The 26,020-nt window shown below is 71.2% G+C and carries 18 protein-coding genes; 9 read left to right on the top strand and 9 right to left on the bottom strand.

Annotated features, from left to right (window positions below):
• The first annotated feature begins 184 nt into the window (after window positions 1-184).
• Both KLK06_RS30850 and KLK06_RS30845 read left to right on the top strand, forming a co-directional pair.
• Window positions 185-1,129, top strand: a complete 945-nt coding sequence (locus KLK06_RS30850; RefSeq protein ID WP_214639170.1) for a C45 family autoproteolytic acyltransferase/hydolase — start codon at window positions 185-187, stop codon at window positions 1,127-1,129.
• Entirely contained in the window at window positions 1,126-1,473 is a 348-nt protein-coding gene (locus tag KLK06_RS30845; RefSeq protein ID WP_308168533.1) for an ATP-binding protein, read from the top strand. The genes KLK06_RS30850 and KLK06_RS30845 overlap by 4 nt, the downstream gene beginning before the upstream one ends.
• A gap of 712 nt (window positions 1,474-2,185) precedes the next feature.
• Here KLK06_RS30845 and KLK06_RS30840 read toward each other — a convergent pair.
• Genes KLK06_RS30840 through KLK06_RS61755 form a run of 6 tightly spaced genes read right to left on the bottom strand, consistent with a single transcriptional unit; the run spans window position 2,186 to window position 6,661 of the window.
• Window positions 2,186-2,824 carry an alpha-ketoglutarate-dependent dioxygenase AlkB gene (locus tag KLK06_RS30840; protein WP_214639168.1) on the bottom strand — a complete coding sequence of 213 codons (639 nt, stop codon included), beginning with the start codon at window positions 2,822-2,824 and terminating at the stop codon, window positions 2,186-2,188.
• Window positions 2,821-3,642 (bottom strand): Ada metal-binding domain-containing protein, encoded by an 822-nt coding sequence (locus KLK06_RS60280; RefSeq protein ID WP_250906277.1) that lies wholly within the window; start codon window positions 3,640-3,642, stop codon window positions 2,821-2,823. The genes KLK06_RS30840 and KLK06_RS60280 overlap by 4 nt, the downstream gene beginning before the upstream one ends.
• A complete protein-coding gene (locus tag KLK06_RS30830; protein WP_214639167.1) occupies window positions 3,642-4,340 on the bottom strand; it encodes a 2OG-Fe(II) oxygenase in 699 nt (232 codons plus the stop codon). Before KLK06_RS30830 ends, KLK06_RS60280 begins: the two co-directional genes overlap by 1 nt.
• A 5-nt stretch (window positions 4,341-4,345) precedes the next feature.
• Entirely contained in the window at window positions 4,346-4,822 is a 477-nt protein-coding gene (locus KLK06_RS30825; RefSeq protein WP_214639166.1) for a methylated-DNA--[protein]-cysteine S-methyltransferase, read from the bottom strand.
• 31 nt (window positions 4,823-4,853) lie between these two features.
• A complete protein-coding gene (locus tag KLK06_RS30820) occupies window positions 4,854-5,531 on the bottom strand; it encodes a response regulator transcription factor (protein ID WP_214639165.1) in 678 nt (225 codons plus the stop codon).
• A complete protein-coding gene (locus KLK06_RS61755; RefSeq protein ID WP_214639164.1) occupies window positions 5,528-6,661 on the bottom strand; it encodes a sensor histidine kinase in 1,134 nt (377 codons plus the stop codon). Before KLK06_RS61755 ends, KLK06_RS30820 begins: the two co-directional genes overlap by 4 nt.
• A 155-nt stretch (window positions 6,662-6,816) precedes the next feature.
• Here KLK06_RS61755 and KLK06_RS30810 point away from each other — a divergent pair, with 155 nt between their 5' ends.
• From KLK06_RS30810 to KLK06_RS30780, 7 genes are all read left to right on the top strand, one after another.
• Window positions 6,817-7,728: an ABC transporter ATP-binding protein gene (locus KLK06_RS30810; RefSeq protein ID WP_214639163.1), complete on the top strand. Its 912-nt coding sequence runs from the start codon at window positions 6,817-6,819 to the stop codon at window positions 7,726-7,728.
• On the top strand, window positions 7,725-8,504 hold the full coding sequence (locus tag KLK06_RS30805) for a hypothetical protein (protein WP_214639162.1): 780 nt from the start codon (window positions 7,725-7,727) through the stop codon (window positions 8,502-8,504). The genes KLK06_RS30810 and KLK06_RS30805 overlap by 4 nt, the downstream gene beginning before the upstream one ends.
• A 20-nt stretch (window positions 8,505-8,524) precedes the next feature.
• Complete coding sequence (locus tag KLK06_RS30800) at window positions 8,525-9,727, top strand: alpha/beta hydrolase (RefSeq protein ID WP_214639161.1); 1,203 nt, start codon at window positions 8,525-8,527, stop codon at window positions 9,725-9,727.
• Between the two features lie 36 nt (window positions 9,728-9,763).
• Window positions 9,764-10,123: a hypothetical protein gene (locus tag KLK06_RS30795; RefSeq protein WP_214639160.1), complete on the top strand. Its 360-nt coding sequence runs from the start codon at window positions 9,764-9,766 to the stop codon at window positions 10,121-10,123.
• Window positions 10,124-10,187: 64 nt separating this feature from the next.
• Window positions 10,188-11,066, top strand: coding sequence for a thiamine pyrophosphate-dependent dehydrogenase E1 component subunit alpha (locus tag KLK06_RS30790; protein ID WP_214639159.1), 879 nt, complete (start codon window positions 10,188-10,190; stop codon window positions 11,064-11,066).
• Window positions 11,063-12,043 carry an alpha-ketoacid dehydrogenase subunit beta gene (locus tag KLK06_RS30785; RefSeq protein WP_214639158.1) on the top strand — a complete coding sequence of 327 codons (981 nt, stop codon included), beginning with the start codon at window positions 11,063-11,065 and terminating at the stop codon, window positions 12,041-12,043. Before KLK06_RS30790 ends, KLK06_RS30785 begins: the two co-directional genes overlap by 4 nt.
• Window positions 12,036-13,169 carry a 2-oxo acid dehydrogenase subunit E2 gene (locus KLK06_RS30780; RefSeq protein ID WP_214639157.1) on the top strand — a complete coding sequence of 378 codons (1,134 nt, stop codon included), beginning with the start codon at window positions 12,036-12,038 and terminating at the stop codon, window positions 13,167-13,169. The genes KLK06_RS30785 and KLK06_RS30780 overlap by 8 nt, the downstream gene beginning before the upstream one ends.
• Here the strand turns inward: KLK06_RS30780 and KLK06_RS30775 are convergent.
• The 3 genes from KLK06_RS30775 to KLK06_RS30765 are packed head-to-tail and all read right to left on the bottom strand — an operon-like array spanning window position 13,143 to window position 26,019.
• Window positions 13,143-18,476 (bottom strand): non-ribosomal peptide synthetase/MFS transporter, encoded by a 5,334-nt coding sequence (locus KLK06_RS30775; RefSeq protein ID WP_214639156.1) that lies wholly within the window; start codon window positions 18,474-18,476, stop codon window positions 13,143-13,145. The two genes, KLK06_RS30780 and KLK06_RS30775, sit on opposite strands and share 27 nt — an antisense overlap.
• Window positions 18,473-24,538, bottom strand: coding sequence for a non-ribosomal peptide synthetase (locus KLK06_RS30770; RefSeq protein WP_214639155.1), 6,066 nt, complete (start codon window positions 24,536-24,538; stop codon window positions 18,473-18,475). Before KLK06_RS30770 ends, KLK06_RS30775 begins: the two co-directional genes overlap by 4 nt.
• Window positions 24,535-26,019 carry a condensation domain-containing protein gene (locus KLK06_RS30765; protein ID WP_214639154.1) on the bottom strand — a complete coding sequence of 495 codons (1,485 nt, stop codon included), beginning with the start codon at window positions 26,017-26,019 and terminating at the stop codon, window positions 24,535-24,537. The genes KLK06_RS30770 and KLK06_RS30765 overlap by 4 nt, the downstream gene beginning before the upstream one ends.
• Window position 26,020: the final 1 nt, after the last annotated feature.

The following is a 26,020-nucleotide window of genomic DNA, read 5'->3' as shown; positions in this document are numbered from 1 at the left end:
CTTCTTGGCTCCCGGCTTTTCCAACGCGGGACATGTTCGCCTACTTGGAATCGGCCACGCTCGCGTTCAGCGGCTTCATCAGATCCAGCGCCTGGCCGTCGCCGATGGCGGCCACCTGGTGAATACCTGCCCAATTAGCTAGGTTGCCCTCACCTCGTCCGATTCTCACAGGAGAGTGGCAGCCATGCGGCAACAGCACAAGACCTTCCAGGCGATCGAGGTCGGCGACGGCGGCGACGGGCGGTGGGCCGCCTACGCCCGGACCCTGTGGCAGGAGATGGAGGGCCTGCTGACCGAGGAGGGCCGGACTCCGGAGGGCGCGGATCGTGTTCGGGCGCTGTTCCGTGCGCACATGCCAGAACTGGTCCCGGTTCTGGACCGCCTGGCCGGCCAACTCGACCGGCCCGAGGCGGAAGTCTTCCTCACCCACGCGGCACTGCGGCCGTTCTCCCAGGCCTGCACCCAGATCGGCCAGAACGGCACTCTGCTGCGCAACTACGACCTACGACCCGATCAGTGCGAGGGGACCATCGTCTCCTCCTGCTTCCTGCGCCCCGTGATCGGGATGCAGGACATGCTGTGGGGCTTGCTGGACGGGATGAACGACGCTGGTTTCGCGGTCTCGCTCACCTGGGGCGGACGTTCTGTCTACGGACGTGGCTTCGCCATTCTCATCCTCGTGCGCTACCTGCTGGAGACGTGCGACACCGTCGATGAGGCGGTCGACAGGCTGCGGTCCCTGCCGGTCGCCGTCCCCCAGAACCTCACCCTTGTCGATCCCAAGAAGGCGATGACGGTGTTCGTGGGACCGGATATGCCGCCGACGGTGGCACCGGACGCCTGCGCCTCCAATCACCAGCACCTGCCGGTGACCGACGAGCAGGAGCGGGCCATGCGGACGCAGGAGCGGCTGCGAGCCATCCGCGCCGCGGGCGCGGACGTGGCGGCGATGCTCAAGCCGCCGCTGTATCGATCCGTCGACGAGCAGGGGACGGTAACGCTCTACACCGCCCACTACCGGCCCGTCGAGGGCCGTGTGACGTACTACTGGCCCGGTGAGTCCTGGCAACAGTCCTTCGGTGACTTCGCACCCGGAACCCGTACCGTGACCTTGGGCCGGGCCAGCTGAGAGGCTTTCCGGACGACGTCCGGCTGGTGGTCAGCGAGTTGGTGACGAACGCCATGGCGCACACCGAATCCGGCCAGCCGGGAGGGTTCGTCACGGTGGAGCTCACCTCCCTGGATGCCTTCACGGCCTACATCGAGGTGATCGATGACGGGGCGGTGACCATTCCAGAGGTGCGTAACGCCGACGCCGGCGAGTGTGGCGGCCGGGGTCTGTGGCTGGTAGAAGCGGTCGCGGCCAGGTGGGGCGTACGCGATGACGGCTATCGGCGGCGGGTGGTGTGGGCGGAGATGTCCACCAAGAACGGTACGTCTGCCTGTGCGGCAAGGGGCGATGGTGCGAAGTGAGGTGCTTCGGAGTGTCCTGGACGGTTGATCAAGCGTGGTTTCCTTCGCACTGCATCAGCCCGCACCCGTCCCCGGCGCAGTCGCATGCTGAGCGACCGAAATGGAACGTGCCAAACGGCGTCGGCCGTGAGGTGCGTGTCGTCGCGCGGACGTGCGAGTGCAGCAGCCCCTTCTATGAACTGTGTCAGTCGGGCGGCCAGCGATTCATCAGACGCACCCGTATTGGGCCGGAAGAGCGGATCGTCGATGAATGCGATCGATGGAATGCCGGGCAGACGGATGCGCAATGGAACGCCTTACTGCTCGGTCTCCTCCGATAGAGCTGTCATTTACGTGGAGAATCGCTTGGCCGCCGTCCCAAGGCCCCATGCCAGGCGTGAAAGAGACCCATGAGCAAGACGCCGAGCGACCCAGCGCCGAACGCCCACATGGGTGCTCGGCCCACGTCCGCCCAATGAACGCACAAGACGGTCAGGACGAGTCCTGCCCAACCGGCGATGAGGTTGGTGACGGGAGAGTCGCCGAAGACGGTCGGGTAGTGCTCCTTCGTTATGCCTTTCACGAAGTGCGGGACGCTGTTCGCGCCGATGAGGCCCGCGAGGAAAGCGAGGAGCGCTGTCTGTTCCATGCTCCCTTGCATATCGTGTCCTGTTCGGCCGAGGGCGGCGGTGCACGATCTCTCCACAATCCCTCCCCGCCCGCACTACGTACGTTATAGACCGGTTACTCGCATGGTGATGTTGAGGCGGCCTGAAGGCAGGCCGGTGGCGGGGTTTCCGGTGCCTGGATAGACCTTGGGGACGCCGTGATAGGCGAAGCGTGACGGGCCGCCGAAGACGAACAGGTCGCCGCTGCCGAGTCGTACATCGGTGTACGGCTTGCCGCGCGTCTCCGTGTTGCCGAAACGGAACAGGCAGTCGTCGCCGATGCTCAGTGACACCACAGGGGCGGCAGAACGTTCGTCTTTGTCCTGGTGCATGCCCATTTTGGCCTGGTCGTCGTAGAAGTTGATCAGTGCCGTGTCGGGGGTGTAGTCGTCGGCGGGCTCGCCGTATGCCGTGGTGAGGGCGCGGCGGCCCAGGGCGATCATCCAGGCGGGGAAGTCGGCGACCTGGAGGCCGTTCACGTCGCTCGCGACGCGTGTGTACGTGTACGGCTGCCAGTGCCAACCGATGCACACGGTCTGCACTGACATGACGCCACCTCTGGGCAGTACGGTGTGCCGGATCGGGACCGGGCCCGCCGCCCACTCGCGGCACGCGCGTACCAGGTGCTGTTGCTCGTCGAGCGTCAGCCAGCCGGGTGCGTGGACGGCGCCTGGGGCGATCTCTCGCGTCGGGAGCGGGATCATGTCGGGTCCCGGTGGATCAGGTTGCGGGTGATTTGCCAGGTGGTGCCGTCGGTGTCCGCTCCGCGCATGCCCTCCAGTGTTCCAGGGGCGGCGAGGGCGACGGCTTGCGCGGTGGAGGCGAAGCCGAACGTACGCCCGGGGTCCCAGTCAGTGCTCTGGCGGAGTCGCTCGCTCATCCGGGCCCAGCCCAGCGGTGCCCCCGCCACCACCCAGGCGTCCGGCGGACCTGCCGCGAACCGCCTGGCCTGACGGAGCCACGACGCCGCCTCCTCCGGCCAGTCGACGACCGCCAGCACGGTGCCTTGCCACGTGTCGCCGTCCCAAACACCGCCGTCCCGCACGGCGCCTTCCACCAGGCCGCTCTGCCGCATGCCGCCTTCCTGCGCGGCTTCCCAAACGCCGCCTTCCCAGGCGTCCGCGAACGCCTCCGCGGAGGGGCCGGCGTCGCGGCCGTGCCCGATCACGACGGTCTCCACGCGCGGCCGGGCCGCGGCCAGCAGTCCGAGCAGTCCGGCCAACTCGGCCGCCGTGTGCCCAGCCACCGCCTGTTCGCTCGCCGCGTTCCCCGCCGCTTGTTCGGTCTTCCAGAGCTGGTACGCCTGTGGCAAACACACCGCGCACGGCCGGTACCCCGCCGCGATGGCCGTCACCTCATCCGCGAAGAACACCCGCTCCTCCACATACCCCCCACGCGAGATCGCCCGCAGCGCCGACGGGCAGTCCAGCCGCCCGTACAGCCGTGCCCGCCGATGCCCGCCCAGCGTCCCGGGCACCGCGCTGGTGTACGGCCACCCGTCGGCCCCGATCAGCGTGTGCATCACGCGGCGTTGTGGAAGACGAGGCCCAGCGTGTGCCGCAGCCCCGAGCGGACCGTGCTGACCCCGTGCCGCACCGGCGACGCCGACCACCCCCGCGACGACTTCACGGGCCGGTCCCGGGTGGTGAAGATCAGCCCCCGGCTCTGCGGCAGCAGGGTCACCGTCCCGCGCGACTGGGCCCGTGGACGCTGCTCCACCAGCAGGAACTCGCCCCCGGCGTAGTCCTCGCCCGGCTGGTCGAGCCCGATGACCACCTGCAGCGGGAACACCAGGTCCCCGTACAGGTCGCGGTGCAGGGCGTTCCAGTCACCCTCCTGGTACCGCAGCAGGATGGGCGTCGGCTTGGTCTGTCCGGCTTCGTGGCACATGTCCAGCCACTCGTCGAAGCCGTCCGGCCAGGGCGCGGGCCGCCCCAGCCGGGCGGCCCAGTCGCGGGCGATCGGCAGCAGGTGCGGGTAGAACGCCGCCCGCAGCTCCGCCACCAGCGGTGGGAAGGGCTCGCGGAAGTAGCGGTACTGTCCGCGGCCGAACCGATACCGCTCCATGTCGATCGTGGAACGGAACCGGCCGACCTCGCCGTACAGGGCGGCGATCTCCTTGCAGTCGGCCGGTGAGAGGACTGGCGGCGTCAGCGCGCAGCCGTACGCGTTGACCTCCTCGGCCAGGGCCGTCCAGTCGGCCTTCATGATGTCCTCCATGTGGGTCAGATGAGCTGTGGCTGCAGCGCGCCTTCGAGCGTGAGCAGCGCGTGCTTGCGCTCGACGCCGCCCGCGTACCCGGTCAGCGAGCCGTTCGCGCCGACGACGCGGTGGCAGGGGCGGATGACGAGCAGCGGGTTCGCGCCGATCGCCGCGCCGACCGCGCGGATGCGGTCGCGTGGCGCGCCGACGCTCGCGGCGAGCTCGCCGTACGTCGTGGTGGTCCCGTACGGTACGGCGGCCACGGCGGCCCAGACCCGCTCCTGGAAGGTCGTGCCGGTGCTCGCGTGATCCAGGTCGAAGGCGGTCCGCTCGCCCGCGAAGTACTCGCGGAACTGACGCTCGGCCTCGGCGAACGCGCCAGGGTCGCGCCGCCACTCGGGCCGCAAGGCACCGCCGAACGCCACGCGGGTCAGCGCGGTGCCGTCGCCTACGAGCAGGATCTCGCCCAGCGGGCTGTCGATCGTTGTGTAGATGCTCATACCTTCTACAACACCGTCGCCACCCGGAAAGTCAGCGGTTTTCGGACCTCTGGGCAGGCCAATTCGGGGAGACCAGGCCCGCGTCGTAGGCCACGATGACCAGTTGCACGCGGTCGCGGGCGCCGAGCTTGGCGAGCAGGCTGGCCACATGCGCCTTGGCGGTGCCGGGGCTGATGTGCAGGTGGGCCGCGATTTCGGCGTTGGACAGGCCGCGGCCGACGAGGGTGAGGATCTCGTGTTCGCGTCCGGTGACGCCGTTGAGTTCGCGTGGCCGGGGAGTGCGGGGGCGGGTGGTGAACTCCGCGATGAGTCGGCGGGTGACGCTGGGCGCGAGCAGGGCATCTCCGGCGGCGACCACGCGGATGGCGGTCAGGATGTCGTCCAGCGCCATGTCCTTGACGAGGAACCCGGCGGCGCCCGCGCGCAGTGCGCCGTAGACGTTCTCGTCGTCGTCGAACGTGGTCAGGACCAGAACGTGAGTGGGCAGCAGCTCAGCCGTGATCATTTTGGTGGCGGTGATGCCATCCATTCCGGGCATACGGAGGTCCATCAGCACAATGTCAGGGCGCAGCTGTTTGGCCAGTTGCACGGCCTGCGACCCGGTCCCGGCCTCTTCGACGACCTCCACGTCCGAGGTCCCGTCGATGACCATGCGCAGCCCGGCGCGTACCAGCGGCTGGTCGTCTGCCAACAGGACACGGATCGTCATGAGATCGGCAGCCTCGCGGCGACCCTGAACCCGCCCTCGGGCCGGGACCCGGCGGTGAAATGCCCGTTCAGCAGCGCCACCCGCTCGCGCATCCCGGCGATGCCGTAGCCGCTGCCCTCGCTCGCGCTGTCCGCGCGGCCGTCGTCGACGATCTCGACGCTCAGTTCTTCACCCGCGTAGCCGATCGACACCCGGCAGCGGGCGGCATCCGCGTGGCGTACCACATTGGTCACCGCCTCCTGGACGATGCGGAACGCGGACTGGTCGACGGCGGCGGGCAACGGGCGGGGTTCGCCCTGCCAGCGGACGTCGACCTGGACGCCTGCGGCGATGGCCGTCGACGTGACCCGGTCGAGGTCGGCCAGCCCGGTGGGCGGCGGGTCGGGCCGGCGCAGGACGCCGAGCACCTGCCGTAGCCCCTTCAGGGTTTCCCGGCTGGTGACCTCGATGGCGTCCAGGGCGTCGCGGGCCTGCTCGGGGCGGGTGTCGATGACCCTGCGGCCCGCTCCGGCCTGGATGGCGATGCTGCCGATGCTGTGGGCGACCATGTCGTGCACGTCGCGGGCGATGCGCAGCCGCTCAGCCGTGACCGCGTGGACGCGCACGGCCTCGCCGTACTCGCGCCGCTGCCGGATGGCGGTGCCGGCCAGCCAGGCGAGCAGGACGCTGCCGGCCAGCAGCGCCGTCAGCGCCAGGAACCCGGGGACGAGGGCGCGCGGCCACAGGGCGGCCTGCCACGCCCCTTCCAGTACGGCGAGCGTGACAAGAGCCGCGGTTACCCCGGCGCGGACAGAGCGGGTAGCCGCGATGACGCAGACCAGGACGTCCGCGGCCAGGATGAGCGGCCAGAGCTGCTCGGCCGACATCCCCAGTGCCGTGGCGGCGGCCAGCTCCGCCAGCACGACGGCAAGCACAGGCAGCGGCCGGCGCCTTCCCCATGCCAGGGGCAGCGCCATCGCGACCGCGGCGCCCGCGAGCGGCAGCGCCCGCGGGTTCGCGTCGTCGCTGCCGCTCAGCAACGCGGCGAACTGCAGCAGCGCGAAGGCGGCCACCACACACCACGTGAGCAGTTCCCGCGTGAGCGGCGGCAGCCGCTCCAGGAGCGGAGGACGGGGCGGGTGGGCGAGCACGCCCCCGATCGTAGCCGCGACCCCATCTGACCAGCATCGGCCTGGAGGCTGACCAGCATCGGCCTGGAGGCGTATGCCCGCAGGCCAGTCTCCTGGCGCGGATTCTGGCCCGCGGCCAGATGTCGTGCGCCACGGTCTCCGGCAGCGTTGAGCGGGTGATCGAAGTCAACCGACTGACCAAACGCTACGGCGGCGTGACGGCCGTGAACGGCCTGACGTTCACCGTACGGCCCGGCCACGTCACCGGGTTCCTCGGCCCGAACGGCGCCGGCAAGAGCACCACGATGCGCATGATTCTCGGCCTGAACCGGCCCACCAGCGGAAGCGCGACCGTCGACGGGCGTCCGTTCGCGCGGCAGCGTCACGGGCTGCGGCATGTCGGCGCGCTGCTGGACGCGGGTGACGCGCATCCCGGGCGCAGCGCCGCGGCGCACCTGTGGGCGCTGGCCCGCGGCAACGGCCTGCCGCGCCGCCGTGTGGCGGAGGTCCTGCGGGAGGTGGGGCTCGAGGGTGTGGCCCGACGGCGGGTGGGCGGGTTCTCCCTGGGCATGCGCCAGCGGCTCGGCATCGCCACCGCGCTGCTGGGGGACCCGTCCGTGTTGCTGTTCGACGAGCCGGTCAACGGTCTGGACCCTGAGGGGGTGCGCTGGGTGCGGGGCCTGTTCCGGCGCCTGGCCGAGCAGGGACGTACCGTCCTGGTCTCCAGCCATCTGATGAGCGAGATGGAGAACACCGCCGACCACCTCATCGTGATCGGCCGCGGCGAGCTGATCGCTGACGAGAGTCTCACCGAGTTCGCGGCCCGTGGCGCCGGCGCCTGCGTCACCGTACGCACGCCCGACCCGGACGAACTCGCCGCCGTGCTCACTTTGGACGGGGCTTCCGTGCGGCGCGACGGTGGCGGGCTGCTCATGGTGACGGGGATGAGCGCCGGCCGGATCGGTGAGCTCGCCTTCGAGCGCCGGATCATGCTGCACGAGCTCGTGCCGCGCACCGCGTCGCTGGAAGAGGCGTTCATGGAGTCGACCGCCGGCCACGCCGACTACGTCGTGGGCGGCCGCCGATGAGCCTGCTCGGCGCGGAGTGGATCAAGCTGTGGTCTCTGCGGTCCGTCCGCTGGGTGATCGTGGTCGGCGTGCTGGTGCTGGTCGCGCTCGCCGTCCAGTCGAGCCTCGACACCTACGCCGAGTGGCCGAGCTTCCGGGCGCGGGAGAAGGCCATGTTCAACCCGATGACGGAGGCCTTCAGCGGGTTCAGCGCGATCGTGGTCATGATCGGCGCGGGGAGCGTGGGAGCGCTGACGGTCGCCGGAGAGTACGCCAGCGGGCTGATCCGCACCACCTTCACCGCTGTCCCGGCCCGTGGTCGTGTCATGGCGGCCAAAGTGGTCGTCGTGGCGGGGATCATGCTCGCCGTCGGCGCGGTCGTCGCGCTCACCACGTACGGCGCGAGCCAGGTCATCCTGTCCGGCCGGGGCGCCGGGGCCTCGATCGGCGATCCGGGCGTCGTGCGCGTCCTGGTCGCGAACGCCCTGCTCGCGCCCGTGTCGGCGCTGGTCGGCATGGGCATCGGCGCGCTGCTGCGGCACACCGCCGCCACCGTCGTCGCCGTGTGCGGCGTGCTGGTCATCCTGCCCACCCTCTTCAAGCCGACCGTGCACCAGTGGGCCAACGACCTGTACGCGATGTTCCCCTTCTACGTCTGGCGGACCTGCCTGTCCCTCATCCATCCCCGCGACGAAGCCGCCCTGCCCACGATCACCGGGTCGTGGATCGCCTTCGCGCTCTGGCCGCTCGTCGCGGCGGCCGTGACCTTCATCGTCGTGCGCCGCCGCGACGTGTGACATCTGAGAGAGGAAACCCTGTGAAGCACCACTACATCCGTGCCCGCTTGCCGTTCCTGGCGCTGGCTCTGCCGCTCCTGGTGACGTCCTGCGCGACCACAAGCGCCGCCGGCACGGCGAGCCCCACCACAAGTGCCGCCGGCACGCCCAGCCCCACGACGACCTCCGCCGTCAAGCTGGAACTGCCTCGCCCCACCGGCCCGTACCCGGTCGGCCGCGACATTCTGCACCTGGTGGACAAGAGCCGCACGGACCCCTGGGTGCCCAAGGACGGCCCCCGGCAACTGATGGTGTCGATGTACTACCCGGCCCGATCCGCGACCGGTGCGAGCGCCCCGTACCTGACTGTCGAGGAAGCCCAATCGCTGCTGCAGCGCAAGGCTCCCGGCGCCACCGTCCCGGCCGAGGCCATCGCCGCCACCCGCACCTACGCCCACACCGGCGCCGATCCGAAGAAGGGCCGATACCCGCTGGTGGTGCTCTCACCCGGCCGTGGCCTGCACCGCGCCAGCCTCACCTTCCTGGCCGAGGACCTGGGCAGCCGCGGGTACGTCGTCGCGCTGGTCGACCACGCCTACGAGTCCTCCGGCACCGCCTTCCCCGACGGCCGTGTCCTCACCTGCGCGCCCCTCTGCGACCAGCCCAGGCCGCCGGAGGGCGGGCAGGCGACCATCACCAAGAGCCGGACCAAGGACATCTCCTTCGTCATCGACGAGCTGACCGACCGGCCCCCGGCCTGGAAGAAGGCCCGCATGATCGCCACCAAGCGGATCGGCATGGCCGGACACTCCCTCGGCGGCGACGCCAGCGCTGCGACCATGGGCGTCGACAAGCGGGTACAGGCCGGCGCGAACCTGGACGGCACCTTCCACCCCGCCATCCCCGCCGGCAGCCTCGGTAAGCGCCCCTTCCTCCTGCTGGGCAGCCAGGCCGACCATGTCCCCGGCAAGGACGACACCTGGGACGGCAGTTGGCCGAACATCAGCGGCTGGAAGCGCTGGCTCACCGTCGCCGACACCAGCCACACCAGCTTCACCGACCTGTCCATCCTGGAGAAGGCAGTGGGCATGTCCACCCCCGGCGGCCTCTCCCCGCAGCGCTCTCTGCAGATCACCCGCGCCTATGTCGGCGCCTTCTTCGACCAGCACCTGAAGCACAAGAAGCAATCCCTGCTCGACGGCCCGGCTCCGGCCAACCCTGAAGTCGCCTTCCACAACCCCTGATCCGTAAAGGTATGACGGGAACGGTACGGTACGCGCATGTCTTCCACCCCCCGCCCGGACGACCGCGTCGCGTCCGCCTTTCGGTTCGCCACTGAGCTGGTCGCCTGGGTCGCGACTCCGTGGGCCCTGGCCCCCCGTTCCGTACTGCTGGCTGTCCTGTCGGTGGTGGTGCTGATCGGGTTGCCGACGCTGTTCTCGACTCCGGGTGACAAGCGGAATGTCATCGTTGCGGTGCCGGGGCCGGTCACGATCGCGCTGGTCGTCTTGCAGGTCGTGGCCGCCGTGGTGGCGGCGTGGGTCGCCTGGCAGGTGTTCGCCGCCGTGCTGGTGTCCGTGCTGGCCGTGGTCACCGTAGTGCTGGAGCTGCCGCGCTGGCGGTGGCTGGCCTCCCGGTGAAGTAGACGTGATATGTCGGTGTTGTATAGCCTTTCTGGAGGTTCTCCCGGGACTCAAGGGGCCCATGAACAGGCTGGCTGACGAGGACTTGGCGCTGCTGCTGCTGATCCGGTCCTTCGAACGGAAGCTGCTCGCGCTCTTCGAGCGGGGCGAGCTCAACGGCACCACCCACACCTGCCTCGGGCAGGAGTACGTCCCCGTGTCCCTGCGGCCGCTGCTGCGGGACGGCGACTGGATGTTCAGCAACCATCGCGGTCACGGCCACTACCTGGCCCGGTTCGAGGACCCCGAAGGGCTGCTCGCCGAGATCATGGGCCGGAAGGGCGCCGTGTGCGACGGGGTGGGGGGCAGCCAGCACCTGCGCCGCGACCGCTACCTGTCGACCGGGGTACAGGGGCAGAGCCTGCCGGTGGCCACCGGGGTCGCCCTGCACCTGAAGCGGCACGAGCCCGGCGGGCTCGCCTGCGTGTACATCGGTGACGGGACGTGGGGCGAGGGAGCGGTGTACGAGGCGTTGAACATGGCACAGCTCTGGCGCCTGCCGCTGCTCGTCGTGGTCGAGCACAACGGCATCGCCCAGTCCACGCCGACGGAGCTCCAGATGGCGGGCACCATCGCGGGGCGGGCGGCCGCCTTCGGGATCGCGCACACGCGGGTGTCCAGCTTGGACATCTCCGAAATAAGACGACAACTCGCGCCTTTGGTGGAGACCGTCAGGGGTGGTGCGCCGTTGGTGGTGGAGTTCGCCACGCACCGCCTCGGCCCGCACAGCAAGGGTGACGACACCCGGCCGCCGGAGGCCGTACGCACCGACTGGTACGCCTCCTACCAGGCCGAACACCCCGACCAGTCGGCCCGCCTCGAAGCGGCGGCCGGCTCCCGCATGGACGAGATCGCCGAAGAGGTGGCCGCCCGGCCCCCGGCCACCTGGACCGCCACGTGAGGGTCGGTGAGGACCTCAACCAGGCCCTGCACGGCCTGCTCGGCGACGACCCCAGCGTGTACGTGCTCGGCGAGGACCTCCTTGACCCCTACGGCGGCGCCTTCAAGATCACCCGTGGCCTGTCCACCCGCTTCCCCGACCGGGTCCTGACGACGCCGCTCAGCGAGGGCGCGATCGTCGGCGCCGCCTCCGGCCTCGCGCTGGCGGGGGAGAAGGCCATCGTCGAGATCATGTTCGGCGACTTCGCCGCCCTCGCCTTCGACCAGCTCGTGAACTTCGCCAGCAAATCCGTCTCCATGTACGGCCGACGCGTCCCGATGCCGCTGATCATCCGCTGCCCCTCGGGCGGCAACCGCGGCTACGGCCCCACCCACAGCCAGAACCTCCAGAAGCACTTCATCGGCGTGCCCGGCCTCTCGCTGTTCGAGATGTCGCCGTTCCACGACAACCGCGCCGTCCTCGACCGCATGCTCGCGCTGGAAGAGCCGTGCCTGCTCTTCGAGGACAAGGTCCTCTACACCCGCCGGATGTACGAGGTGGACGAGCTGTTCACCTGGGAACTCGTCGAGGACGTGGCCGTGGTGCGGTTCGACGGCGACCTCGACTACGTGGTGATCGCCCCCGGCGGCGTGGCGCACCGGGCCATCGCCGCCATGCGTACGCTGCTGCTCGCCCACGACCTCGCCGGAGCCGTGCTCGTCCCGTCGCGCCTGTACCCCTTCGACCCCACCGCGCTGCTGCCTCTGCTCGGCCAGGTGGGACTGGTCTGCGTGGCCGAGGACGGCAGCGCGGGCGGCACCTGGGGCAGCCACCTCGCCGCTGACCTGCACCCGCGGCTGTGGGGCTCGCTCCGGCGGCCGATCCGCCTCGTCAGCTCGGCCGACAGCGTGATCCCCACGGCCTCGCACCTGGAGCGTGCCGTGGTGCTGCAGGACAGCACGATCAGCAGGGCCGTACTGGAGGCGCTCGATGGGTGAGATCCGGGTCCCGAAACTGAACAACAACGACTCGGAGTACACGCTGCTGGAGTGGCTGGCGGCGGACGGCGCGCAGGTGCGGCGCGATGACCCGCTGGTGACGCTGGAGACGTCCAAGGCGGTGGAGGAGCTGGTCAGCGAGCAGGACGGGGTGCTCGCCCAGTTGGTACGCGCGGGCGCGTCATGCGCCCCCGGCCAGCTGATCGCCCGAATCGGCCCGGCACCGGCCGGTCGGCCGGAGCGGGTGCCGACCTCTCTCGATTCGGCGGACACTCCGCCGCCATCGGAGCCGGTCGCCGTCGCCGATGGCGGGCCGATCATCACGGCGCCGGCGCGTGCGCTGCTGGACGAACTCGGCCTCGATCCCGCGCTGGTGGCCGGGCTGGACGTCAAGGTGATACGCCGGACCGACGTGGAACGGCTCGCGGCGGCCACCGGCGGCAGCGAGCCCTCCGAGAAGAGCGGCGCACATCACGACGGCGGACAGACCCGCCCGCTGTCCAACCACCAGCGCGCGGTCGCCAGAACCGTGACCCTGTCGCACCAGACCATCCCCGCCGGCTACACCGCGATAAAAGTCGACGTAACCCCCGCTCTGACGACCGCCCGAGCCCTGACCAGACGCCTTCGCAAGCTGGTCGGCCTCCCCGACCTGCTCATCGCTGCCGTCGCCCGGCTGCACGCCGACTTCCCGATGTTCTTCGCCGAACTCATCGACGACGGAACCGCCCGCATCCCCGACCAGCCACGCGTAGGCGTGACGATCGACATGGGAACCGGCCTCTACGTGCCGGTCATCCGCGACCGCCTGGCCGTACCGGACATCGCCGAACGCCTGGCCGAATTCCGCGGGCTCGCCCAGCATGGCGGCTTCACCGAGGCCCACCTCACCGGCGGGAACATCGTCGTCACCCTCCACCACGATGCCGACATCATCATGGCCATCCCGATCATCTTCCCCGGTCACGCCTGCGCCATCGCGCTCACCTCACCGCAGCAGGAAGGCGAGCGCACGGTGGCGGCGATCGGCCTGGCCTACGACCACCGGCTGATCAACGGTCGGGACGTCGTCCTTTTCCTGCAGGCGTTGAAGGAGGTCCTAGAGACTTCGCCCGAGGGCCTGTAGTCCGACCAGGTCGTCCGGAGTGGCGTCGGCGCTCTTGTCGAGCAGCCCCGGCAGCCGCGACCGCAGCGCCACCGCCGCGAGCACCGCCATCGCCACGGCGAACAGCAGGTACATCAGCCCCACCCCACGTCCGGCGCCGGTCCCGATGAGCGCCCCGACGGTCGGGGCGAGCGGGCCGTCGGGGGCGAGCAGGGGGTCGAACACCGCCGCGCCGTACGGTGCCACGAGCCCGAAGCCGAGTGGCAGTGTGGACCAGGCGATCAGCGTGTTCAGCGCGAACACCCGCCCGTGGAACCGCTGCGGCACCTTGACCTGCACGATCGTGGCGTAGATGCCGTTCAGCAGCGTCACCCAGAGCGACATCCCGAACGCCCCGATCCCGATCGTCACCAGATCCGCCCGCAACCCCGTCACCAGGCAGAACCCCGCCAGCGCCAGCGTGCACCACAGCACCGCCCGCATCCGTCCCCGGCCCGGCCCGCCCCAGGCCGTCATGGCCAGACCGCCGAGGAAGACCCCCAGCCCGGACACGAACGAGATCCAGCCCACGTCGTCCAGCGTGCCGAAGGAGAGCACCAGCGGCGAGATCAGCAGGAACAGGGGTGACAGGAAGATGTTCAGCACCGCGAAGTAGAGGAGCATCTGCCGGAACCCCAGGTTTCCCCAGGAGTAGCGGAACCCGGCCGCCATCTCCGCCAGGACCGGCTCCTTCCGGCGCCAGGCCATCGCGGCGGGGAAGCGCACCAGCGACGTCACCCCGATCGCGAACACGTAGCTGGCCACGTCGAGCACCAGTATCCCCTCCAGCCCGATCACCGCCATCAGCCCGACGGCCGCGAGGGGGACGAGCAACTGCGTCATGCCACCGGCCATCTGGACGATGCCGTTGGCGTGCCCGAGGTAGCGCTTGGGGACGAGCTGCGGCACGGCCGAGGTGTAGGCCAGCCGCTGGAACGTGAGCGCCACGGACAGCAGCGCGAGGAGGGGGTAGATCTGCCAGGTCTGCAGGTTCCCGGTCCAGAGCAGCGCCCCGAAGACGAGCTGGGTGCCGACGGCGGCGGCGTCACCGCCGAGCATGACGGCCCGCCGGTTTCCCCGGTCGACGATCGCACCCGCCAGCGGCGCCACCACCATCCCCGGGACCAGCCCGACCACGGACAGCAGGGCGAACTGCGCCAGCGAGCCCGTGGCCAGATAGATCCAGATGGGGATGGCGAACCCGGTCAGCGCCGACCCCAGCAGGGACACCAGCTGACCACTGGCGACGGCCATGAACCGCTTCATGCTCGGCTGCGGCCCGGTCGCCACATCCCGCGTCCCAGGCCGCGACACCTCCCGCACCCGCCAGCTTTCACCGCTTGGAGGGTCCTCAAGGGCGGCGTGGGTACGGGTGACGATCTCGGCGAGCTCAGCCGCCCGATACTTCAGGAAGAAGTGTCCGGCCTCGTCCAGCTCCACCACCGCGGCCGTGGGCGTGAGGAAGTGCCACTCGCGATACCGCTCTTCGAAGTACTCGGTCGCCGGATCGTGCTCGCCCGCCACGCTGATGATCGGCGCCCGCAGCCGCTCCACCGAGCCCTCGAACAGCCCGGTGAAATACTCCTCCGCGGCCTCGCTGTCGCGCCGCATGTTCTTGATGATGTGCCGAGCCTGCCCCGGCTCCAGGTCGCCCATGTCCAGACCCATGGACGTCAGCCAGTTGACATAGCTCCGGTCGCTGCGCAGGAACTCGCGCCTGGCCAGCTTGGACAGCAGCGCCATGGGCCCGTTGCCCGGGCGGGCGAACGGGAAGATGGCCGCGATGTACACCGCTTCGAGCTCGCGCCCCTCGGCCTCCAGCCGCCGCGCGATCTCGACGATCAGGGCGGACCCCACGCCGCAGTGCCCGTACAGCGCCACGGGCCCGCGTACCTTCTCCTGGATCTCGCTCACGCACCGGGCAGCCACCTCGTCCAGCGGCAGCCGCTCCTCGTCCAGCCCGACGTCATGCCCGGGGATGGCCACCGACCACAGGGCGTACGTCCCGGGCAGGGCGTCGGCGAGCGGCTGATAGACCACCGCCGCGCCGCCGCCGTACGGGACGCAGACGTACGTGAGCTCAGGAGGGGAGGTCCGGCGCGGCGTCAGCTCGTGCAGCAGCCCGCGCGACGCGGTGGCGGTGCCGTCAACGAGCGCGGCCAGCTCGCGGATGGTCGGATGCTTGAACAGGTCCACCACGGCGATGGGGGCCGCACCGGGCGGCAGCACCCGGCGCAGCCTGGCCACCACCTTGATCCCCAGCAGGGAGTGCCCGCCGACGTCGAAGAAGTCGTCATCCACACCGAAGGCCACCCCGGAGTCCAGTACCTCGGCCCAGACCGTGGCGACCAGGAGCTCCGCCTCCGTGGTCGGCGGGATGCGTTCACCCGTGCTTTCCGCAGGTGACGTCGGGGCGGGGAGGCGGCGCCGGTCCACCTTGCCGTTGGCGGTCAGGGGCAGGTGGGGGAGGGGGACGAAGCGGGTGGGGATCATGTACGCGGGCAGGGTCTCGGCGAGGTGGGCGCGCAGGCGTACCGGATCCGGCCGGCCCACCACGTACGCCACGAGCTGGGCCTGGGTGCCCGTGCCATGGGTGGTGACCACGCACTCGGTCACGTCCGGGTGGCGGGCGAGGTAGGTCTCGATCTCGCCCAGTTCGATGCGGTAGCCGCGGATCTTCACCTGTGCGTCGGCGCGGCCGAGGAACTCGATCGTGCCGTCCGGGGCGTAGCGGCCCAGATCCCCGGTCCGGTAGAGGCGCTCGCCGGTGCGGGGATGGGTGATGAAGGCGGCGGCGGTCCGGTCGGGGTCGCGCCAGTAGCCGGTGGCCACGCCCGCGCCGCCGATGTACAGGTCGCCGGGCACGCCGATGGGCACGTCGCACAGGCCGCGGTCCAGGATGTGGAAGGACTGGTTGGCCAGCGGACGGCCGTACGGGATCGACGACCAGCCCGGCTGTACCGCGCCGATCAGGTGGAAGATGGACCAGATCGAGCCTTCGGTGGCGCCGCCCAGGCTGATGATCTCGGCCTCGGGGGCCAGGGCGCGGATCCGGTCGGGGAGGGTCAGCGGGATCCAGTCGCCGGACATCAGCACCAGGCGCAGCGAGCTCAGGTCGGTGCCCTCGTGTTCGGCGTGGTCGACCAGGAGCTCCATGAGGGCGGGGACGGAGTTCCAGACGGTGACGCGGTGCTCGGTGACCAGGCGGGCCCAGGCGGCGGGGTCCTTGTCGGCCGACGGCTCGCCCATGACGAGGGTGGCGCCGGTGGCCAGGGCGCCGTAGACGTCGTACACGGACAGGTCGAAGCTGAGGGCCGACAGGGCGAGGATCCGGTCGTGCGGGCCGAGGTGGAAGCGGTGGTTGAGGTCGCGGATGGTGTTCAGGGCGGCTTGGTGCTCGATCATCACGCCCTTGGGGGTGCCGGTCGAGCCCGAGGTGAAGATCACGTACGCGAGGTCGTGGGGTGCCGCCGGGCATTCGGCGGCGGTCAAGGGAGCCGTCGAGGGGGTCACCGGGACGCGGGTCACGTCGGCGGGCCAGGTCAGGTCCAGCCACGGCTGGGTCACCGCGACCCGGCACTCACCCCGTGCGATCAGCTCGAAGCGCCGCTGCTCCGGCAGGTCCGCGTCGATCGGCAGGTAGGCCGCTCCGGCCTTGTTGACGGCCAGCACCGCGACGACCTGCTCCCATCCCCGTTCCATCACGACCGCGACCAGCTCGCCGCGCCCCACGCCCGCCGCCGTCAGCTCGGCGGCCAGCAGCGCGGCCCGCCGCTCCAGCTCCGCGTACGTGATCGCGCCACCGGGGTGGGCGACCGCGATGGCATCGGGTGAGTACGGCACCCGCTCCTCGAACGGGCGGTGCAACAGGCCGGGGTCGCCCAGGTCGAGCCCGGTGTCGTTCCACCGCCTCCGTTCCTCCCGCTCCGGAGCCGTGAGCAGGTCGATCGTGGAGACGGGCGCTGACGGATCGGCCGCGATCCCCTCGAGCAGGGCGCCGAGATGCCCGGCCATACGCGAGATCCGCTCGGCCGAGAACAACGCGACGTTGTAGACGAACAGGAACGAACCATCACCACCGGTGTACAGCTCCAGATCGAACCGAGTGGCCCACACCCCCGGCGAGAACCCCTCCACGGTCAGCCCACCGGACGCCTCGCCGTCGCCGCCGTAGTTCTGCATCGCGAACAGGACCTGGAACAGCGGCGACCGCGACACCTCCCGTGGCACGTTCAGCTCCGACACCAGCCGCTCGAACGGGAGCTCCTGATGCTCGTAGGCGTCCATGGCCAGGTCCCGCACCCGGTGCAGCAACCCCAGGAACGATGGATCGCCCGACAGATCCACCCGCATCGCGAGCATGTTGATGAAGCACCCGACCAGCCCGTCCAGCTCCGGCAGCGACCGCCCGGCCACGGGCGAGCCGACCGCCACGTCCTCCTGCCCGGCGTACCGGCCGAGCAGCGCGGCGAAGGCCGCCAGCAGCACCATGTACGGCGTGGCGCCGTGCTCCCGCCCGAGCCGGTCCAGCCGCGCGACCAGACCGGGGTCGATCGCGAAAGAGTGGGCCGCGCCGAGGTAGGTCAGCTCCGGCGGCCGGGGGAAGTCCGTAGGCAGCTCCAGCGGCGGCAGGCCGGCCAGCCTTTCCCGCCAGTAGGCCACGTCGTCCGCGCCGCCGGGCCGCCCGCGCTGCCAGGCGGCGAAGTCCCCGTAGGTGACGGGCAGCTCGGGCAGGGGATCCCCGTCGTAGCCGGTCAGGATCTCGCGGAGCAGAACGTTCGCGGACCGGCCGTCGGCCGCGATGTGGTGGACGGCGATGGCCAGCACGTGGTCGTCGGCGGCCAGCCGTACCAGCAGGGCTCTGATCACCGGCCCGGCCACCAGGTCGAACGGCTCGGCGAGGAAGCGGTCGACCAGAACCCGAGCCTCGGCGTCAGCGTCGGCGGAGGCGATGGTCAGCGGGACCGTGACGTCGGCCGAGACCGTCACCGCAGGCTGCCCGTCGTCGCCGACCGGGAAGCGGGTCCGCAACGGCTGGTGCCGTGCGGCCACCCGGTCCAGTGCGGCACCCAGCAGCTCGGCGGAGAGCGGGCCGCGCAGCCGCCGGACGAACGGGATCGTGTGCGCGGGGTTCCCCGGCGCGTACTGCTCCATGAACCACAGCCGCTCCTGCGCGTAAGACAGCGGCGGCGCCTGACCGTCCGGCAGCGCCGGAATCGTCGGCACGCTCTTGCGCCGCCGCAACCGCTGGGTCAGCAGCGCCCACTGGGCCTCGGTCAGCTCGGTCACGACGTGCCCTCCGGGTCCAGCATGCTCAACACCTGTTCGTCGGACAGCCCGGCCATCTCCGCCACCAGCGCCTCCTCGACGGCGCGCGCCAGCTCGGCGACGGTACGGCGGGCGAACAGCGTACGGATCGGCAGATCCACCCCCGCGATCGCCCGCAACCGGGCCGCCACCCGGATGGCGAGCAGCGAGTGCCCGCCGAGCGCGAAGAAGTCGTCGAACGCGCCGACCTTGTCCGCGCCGAGCACCTCGGCCCACACGTCGGCGACCAGCTCCTCCGCGTCCGAACGCGGCGGCGTGGCGTCCGTCCCCGCCGCGCGGCCCGGCTCCGGCAGCGCGCCCCGGTCGAGCTTGCCGTTCGCGGTCAGTGGCAGCGCGTCGAGTACCACCCAATGAGCGGGGACCATGTACGGCGGGAGCCGCCCGGCCACATGTTCGGCCAGCTCGGCCGCCTCGCCCACGACATAGGCGACGAGCTCGTCGTCCCTGGGGACCACCGCGGCCTGCCGCACGTCCGGATGCGTGCGCAGGCAGTGCTCGACCTCGCCCGGCTCGATGCGGAACCCCCGCACCTTGACCTGCTCGTCGACGCGCCCGAGGAACTCCAGCAGCCCGTCGGGACGCAGCCGTACCCGGTCGCCGGTACGGAAGTACCGGCCGCCGTCGGGCAGCCGGACGAAGCGCTTGGCCGTCAGCTCCGGCAGGCCGAGGTAGCCACGGGCGACGCCGGGGCCGCCGATGTACAGCTCGCCGGGGGCGCCGGGCGGGGTGGGCGCGCCGTGGGGGTCGAGGACGCGGACCGTGGTGGCGTGGATGGGGCGGCCGATGGGCGGGTGTGGGTCGGGGTCGCCCGCCAGGTCGGTGGCGGTGGCGACGATCGTGGTCTCTGTGGGGCCGTACGTGTTGATCAGGCGTACCCGATCCCCGAAACGTCGCCGCCAGCGGGTCAGGGAGGCGGCGTGTACCTGTTCGCCGCCGATGACCACCAGGCGGAGGGCCGGCGGCCAGGCGATCTCGTCGATCAAGTCCACGAGGTGGTGGAAGTAGGCCGTCGGGAGGTCGAGCACGGTGATGTCCGGACGTTCGGCGAGCAGGTCGGGCAGGGTGGCGCCGCCGTCGGGCACCAGCACGACAGTGGCGCCGGTGGTCAGGGCGGGGTAGAGCTCCTCGGCGTGGGTGTCGAAGCTGAGGGAGGCCAGTTGGACGACCCGGTCGCCGGGCCGCAGGCCGTACTCGTGGCGCATCCACCGGACCCGGGCGGCCAGGCCGGCGTGCTCGACCGCCACACCCTTGGGGGTGCCGGTTGAGCCGGAGGTGTAGATGACATAGGCGAGGCCGGGGTCTCCGGTGCGCGGGCTGTCCGCGGTGGTCAGGTCGTCCGAGATGATCAGGCGGGCGCCGCTCGTGGTGATCATGTGCTGCAGGCGGGCGGCGGGGTAGGCGGGGTCGAGCGGCAGGTACGCGGCTCCGGTGCGCCAGATCGCCAGCATCGCCACCACCGCTTCGATCGACCGGCCGAGACGGAGGCCGACTATGTCGCCAGGCCCCGCGCCGCGCCCGGCCAGCTCGGCAGCCAGCCGGGACACCCGTTCAGCCAGCTCGCCGTAGGTCACGCTCTCGGACCCGCAGACGACGGCCGTCTCACCGGGGTGGGCGGCGGCGGCCTCCGCGATCATCTCCGGCACGTCGATGCCGGGCGTGGGGCTCCCATCACCACTCGCCGAAGCGATCAGCGCGGCGTCGGCGGTGGTGAGCATCGGCAGGGCCGACAGGCGGGCGTACCGGTTGTCCGGGTCGGCGATCTCGCGTAACAGCACCGCGAACCGCTCCGCCAGCCCCGCCACCGTCCCCGCGTCGAACAGCCCCGCGTCATACCCGAACGCCATCCGCAGCCGCCCCGGCGCCCGCCAAGCCTCCACCACCAGGTCGAACTTGGCCTGCCGATACCCATCGTCAAAGTACGACATTTCCAGATCGTCCCCGAGCCGATCCTGCTCCCCGTCGGCCGTCTGGCTGTTCAACGTGAGCATCGTCTGGAACATCGGCTTCCTACTGATGTCCCGCTCGATATCCAGATCCGCCAGCAGCCGCTCGAACGGCACGTCCTGATGCCCCATCGCGTCCAGCACCGTCCGCCGCGTCCTGGCCATCAGCTCGTCCAGCGTCGGATCCCCGGACAGATCGCCACGCAGCACCAGCGTCGTGCTGAGATACCCGACGATCGGCTCCAGCTCCACCCGGCCCCGCCCGGCGGTGGGCGAGCCGACCAGGATGTCCGTCTGCCCGGTGTGCCGCGCCAGCAGCACCTGATACGCCGTCAGCAGCACCATGAACAACGTGCCGCGCTGCCTCCGTGCTGTCGCGTCCAGCGCCCTGGCCAGATCGTCGGGGATGTCCAGCAGGTGGAAGTCACCCCGCGCGGGTCCCGGCGTGTGCGGCCGGTCGGTGTGCAGCGCCAGCGTGGGCGGATCGGCCAGCCGTTCCCGCCAGTACTCCAGCGCCGCGCTCCCGTCCTGCTCCCGCTGCCAACGCGCGACATCCCCATGCTGTACGTCCAGCGGCGCCAGGCCCTCTGACTCGGCGTACAGGGCGGCCAGGTCGTTCAGGAGGACGGTGATCGACCAGCCGTCGGCGACGATGTGGTGGAGCACCACGCACAGCACATGGTCGTCCCCGCCCAGCCGGATCAGCGTGATCCGCAGCGGCGGCGCCGTACCGAGATCAAGTGGGGCATTGGTGCGGGCGGCCACCAGCGCGCGGGCCTCCGCCTCGTCCCGCGCGTCGAGCCGCTCGACGGCGGCGGGCGCGGCGCGCTCGACGACGGCGACCGGTCGCCCGTCCACTTCGGGAAAGCGCGTGCGCAGCGACTCGTGCCTGGCGAGCAGCGCGGTCAGCGCCCGTTCCAGCGCCTCGGGGTCGAGCGGGCCGCGGAGCCTGCGCACGATGTACATGTTGTACGAGGCGTCACCGGGATCCAGCCGATGCAGGAACCACAGCCGCTCCTGGGCGGCCGACAGCGGCGGCAGCGAGCCGGACGGCCGGGGGACGAGCGGGCGTGGAGCGAGCGATTCGCCGGCCAGCCCCTCCAGCGTCGCCGCGAACCCGGCCACCGTCGGCTGCCCGAACAGCGTCCGCAACGGCACCGTCGTCCCCGCCGCCTCCAGCCTGGCGATGACCTGAGTGGCCAGCAGCGAGTGCCCGCCCAGGGCGAAGAAGTCGTCGTCCGCGCCGATGTCGCCGATCCTGAGCACGTCGCCGAAGATCCTGGCCACCTGCCGCTCCCGGGCGGTCCGCGGCTTGCCGCCCCGTCCCGCCACGGGCCCCTCCGGCTCGGGCAGCGACAGCCGATCGACCTTGCCGTTGGCCGTCATCGGCAACGCGTCGAGCCCCACCACGACCCCGGGCACCATGTAGGCGGGCAACCACCCGGCCGCGTGTTCAAGCAGATCCGCCGGGCACTCCGGCGGCGTGGTCACCACGTAAGCGACCAGTTCGTCCCCGCGGACGACGACGGCCGCCTGCCGTACGTCCGGATGCGACTCCAGCACGGTCTCGATCTCGCCCAGCTCGACCCGGTGCCCGCGCAGCTTCACCTGGCCGTCGCCCCGGCCGAGGAACTCCAGGGTGCCGTCGCGAAGCCACCTGACCCGGTCGCCGGTCCGGTAGAGGCCGTTCGCGAAGCGCTCGGCGGTCAGTTCCGGCCGGCCCAGGTAGCCGAGCGCGAGCCCGGCCCCGCCGATCGCCAGCTCACCGGGCACCCCGATCGGCACCGGCGCACCGGAGCCGTCGAGCACGTGGACGTGGGTGTTGGCGATCGGCCGCCCGATGCTCACCCGGCCGGGCTCGGCGGGGACCTCCCAGGCAGTGGACCAGATCGTGGTCTCCGTCGGCCCGTACATGTTGAACAGCCGCGCCACCCGCCGCCGCAGCCGCCTGGCCAGCGCGAGAGGCAGCGCCTCGCCGCCCGCCAGCGCCACCAGCCCGGACGCGTCGAGCCCGGCGGAGAGCAGCATGTTCCAGCCCGAGGGGGTCGCCTGTACGTGCGTGACGCCCGAGGCGGAGATCAGGCCGGCCATCGCGGCACCGTCACGAACGGTCTCGTCATCGGCCAGCACCAGCCGCCCACCGGTCACCAGCGGCAGGTACAGCTCCAGCCCCGCGATGTCGAAGGAGAGCGAGGTACTGCCCAGCCAGACGTCCGCCGGGCGGGCACCGAGCAATCGCTCCATCCCGGCCAGCAGGTTGACCAGCGCAGAGTGCGGCACGGCCACCCCCTTCGGGTGACCGGTAGAACCCGAGGTGTAGAGCACATAGGCGGTCGCCCCGCCGTCGGGCCCAGAGCCGACGGACTCGGGGACGACCGCGGGGTCGTCGTCCTCCAGCGTGAACCGGGCTCCCGAGTCCGCCAGCACGTACGCCACCCGGTCGGCCGGAAGCGCCGGGTCTATCGGCAGATACGCGGCTCCCGCCAGCATCACGCCGAGCAGGGTCCCGGGCAGCGCCACCGACCGCCGCCGGCGGACGGCCACCACGGATCCGGGCCCCGCCCCCCGTGCCCGCAGCTCACCCGCGACCCGCACGGCCTGGGCGGCGAGCGCCGCGTACGTGAGGTGGTGGTCGCCGCACGAGACGGCGACCGCGTCCGGCCGCAGCTCGGCCTGCTCCATGACCAGGTCCACGACGGTCGCGGCCGGCACCGTGAGGGCGGTGCTGTTCCAGGTCCGGTCGAGCAGCTCGCGTTCGGTGGCAGGCAGCAGGTCCAGCTCCGACAGCCGAGCCCCGGGGGAGGCGAGGATCGAGGCGAGCAAGGTCTGGAAGCGGGCCGCGAGCCGGGTCACCGTCTCCCGGTCGAACAGCTCGGTGCTGTAGAACAGCGCCCCGTGCCACCCCCCGCCCGACGGCCAGAGATCCATCCGCAGGTCCACCATGGCCGGCGGGGCCCCGTGCGCGAACGGCAGGCTCTCCATCCCGGCGAACGACTCCGCCTCCGCGTACCCGACCGCGGAGTTGTGCAGCGCCAGCATCGCCTGGAACAGCGGCGTACGCGACAGATCGCGCTCGATGTCGAGCGCGGACAGCACCCGCTCGATCGGCACCTCGCGATGTGCCATCGCCTCCAGCACGGTACGGCGAGTACGGCGCAGCAGCTCGGCGAACGGCGGATCCCCCGACAGATCCCCCCGCAGCACCAGCGTGGAGGCGAACAGCCCGACCATCGGCTCCAGCTCCGGCCGGTCGCGACCGGCGGTGGGCGAGCCGACCACGATGTCGTCCTGCCCGGTATGCCTGGCCAGCAGCACCTGGTAGGCGGCCAGCAGCACCATGAACACCGTCGAGCGCTCGGCCCTGGCCAGCCGCGAGAGCGCCCCGGCGAGCTCGGGCGACAGGTCGAACCCCACGTCGTCGCCCGCGCTGCTCCGCTGGGCGGGACGCGGCCGGTCCGTGGGCAGTTCCAGCGGCCGCGCCCCGGCCAGCCTGCCCGTCCAGTACTCGACGTCGGCGTCGGAGACCCGCTGGGCGTCGGCGTAGTCGGCGTAGCGGACGGGCAGCTCGGGCAGCGAGACCGGGACGCCCTCCGCGCGGGCGAGATAGAAGGCGGCCAGGTCGTCCATCAACACGTTCAGGGACCAGCCGTCGCCGATGATGTGGTGCAGCACCACGCACAGCACGTGATCGTCGTCCGCCAGCCGGACCAGCGTGATCCGCAGGGGCGGGGCGGCGGCGAGGTCGAACGGCGTGTTGGCCCGCGCTTCGAGCACCCGCATGACCTCATCGAGCACACGCCCGTCCGGTCCAGAGGGCCCGTCCGGTCCCGGCCGCTCAAAGGTCACGAGCTCCACCGGCACCGCCCCCGGCGGGTCGATCACCGCGACCGGCAGGCCGTCCTGGTCGGGGAACCTCGTACGCAGCGACTCATGCCGCCCCACCACATCCCCGAACGCCCCCGTCAGCGCCTCGACGTCGAGCGCCCCCCGCAACCGCCGCACCACCGCCACCCGATAGGCCGCGTCCAGCGGATCGAGCCGTTGCAGGAACCAGAGCCGCTCCTGGCCCAAAGAGATCATGGCCGCAGCCCGCCGATGGCCGCGGCCACCCCGGTGATCGTCGGATCGTCGAGGAACACGTCGAACGGCACCTCCACCCCGAGCCGTTTCCTGATCCGCGCGCTGATCTGCGTGATGGTCAGCGAGTGCCCGCCGAGGTCGTAGAGGTCCTCGTCCGGCGCGATGTGGTCCATCCGCAGGACCTCCATCCAGATCAGCCGTACCTGCTCGACCAGCTCCGCCTCGGCCTCGCCGCCAGGCACCGGCGCGGCATCCGGCACGACCGGGGTGGCGGACGCGGTGGTGACCTGGGCGGCGACCGGAAGCGGCAGATCGGCGACCCGTACGTCCGGGTCCGCGGCGACCGCCCGCAGCACCCTCCTGAGGTGCTCCCCGGCCAGCTCGACATCCGGCCGGGAGATGACCTCCGGGCTGTAGTGCAGCGTCAGCCGCAGCCCGTCGTCGCCGTCCACCGCCTGAAGGTGGAGGACGTTCCGCACCATGTGGTTGGACATCTTCCACTCCACCGACAGCTCCAGCCCGGGAAAGACCTGTTCGGGCGCGCGCCGCCGGAAGCTGATGGACACCGGCGCCAGCGCCACCCGGGGCTTGATGCCGCCCACCGCCCTGGCCAGCGGCACCGCGCGGAAGGCGTTCAGCTCGCGTAGGTCGCTCCTGAGGCCCAGGGCCAGCTCGCGAAAGGAGCCCCTGGACGACGAGAACACCGGCAGCTCGGTGGCGAACAGGCCGATGTGCTCCCGGGTCTCGGCGGTCCTGGTCGACATGGCCACCGCCACGGACGGGTCGGTGTTGCCGTACCGGTGAAGAAGCGCGTGCACTGCGGCAAGGAAGACCTCGAATCTGGTCACGCCGGATAAATCCGGCATGTCATCAGTCAGATCGAGCAGCACGGTCTCGCCCCGCTCGGCCAGCCGTGGCGTCCTGGCCACCCCGTTGATCACCACCTGCGGCACCTCGTGCCAGCGCGCCCGCCAGTACGCCTCCGCCTCCGGCGACGGCTTCTCCGCCGCCCCGTACGGCATCGGCAGCGGCGGCGCGGTCGCCCCGGAGTAGGCGGCGGCGAGATCCCGTACGAGCAGGTCCTTCGACATGCCGTCGAAGACGAGATGATGCCCCACGAACAGCAGCAGGTGCCGCGACGCCGAGACCTCCGCCAGCGTGAACCGGGCCAGCGGCCCGGCCGACAGCGAGAAGGGCCGCGCGATCTCCCGCTCGATCAGCGCCTCCGGGTCCGGCTCCACGACGAACGCGACCGGCGGATCGGCCTTGGCGGGCACCAGGTGCAGCAAGCCGTCGCGCTCCTCGAAGGCGCGGCTCAGCACCGGGTGCCGCGCGAGCACCGCCCGGCACGCCGCCAGCATCGCCTCCCGGTCCAGCGGCCCGTCGAACCACATGGCGAACGGCATGTGGTAGGCCGTGCCGGTGCCGTGCATCACCTCGGTGATCCACATCCCGTGCTGTGCCTGCGATGCCAGGACCATG

The sequence above is a fragment of the Nonomuraea sp. NEAU-A123 genome (assembly GCF_018603905.1).
Taxonomy (GTDB): domain Bacteria; phylum Actinomycetota; class Actinomycetes; order Streptosporangiales; family Streptosporangiaceae; genus Nonomuraea.
Note: the sequence above shows the minus strand (reverse complement) of the source record. Positions and strands in the feature narration are given on the sequence as shown.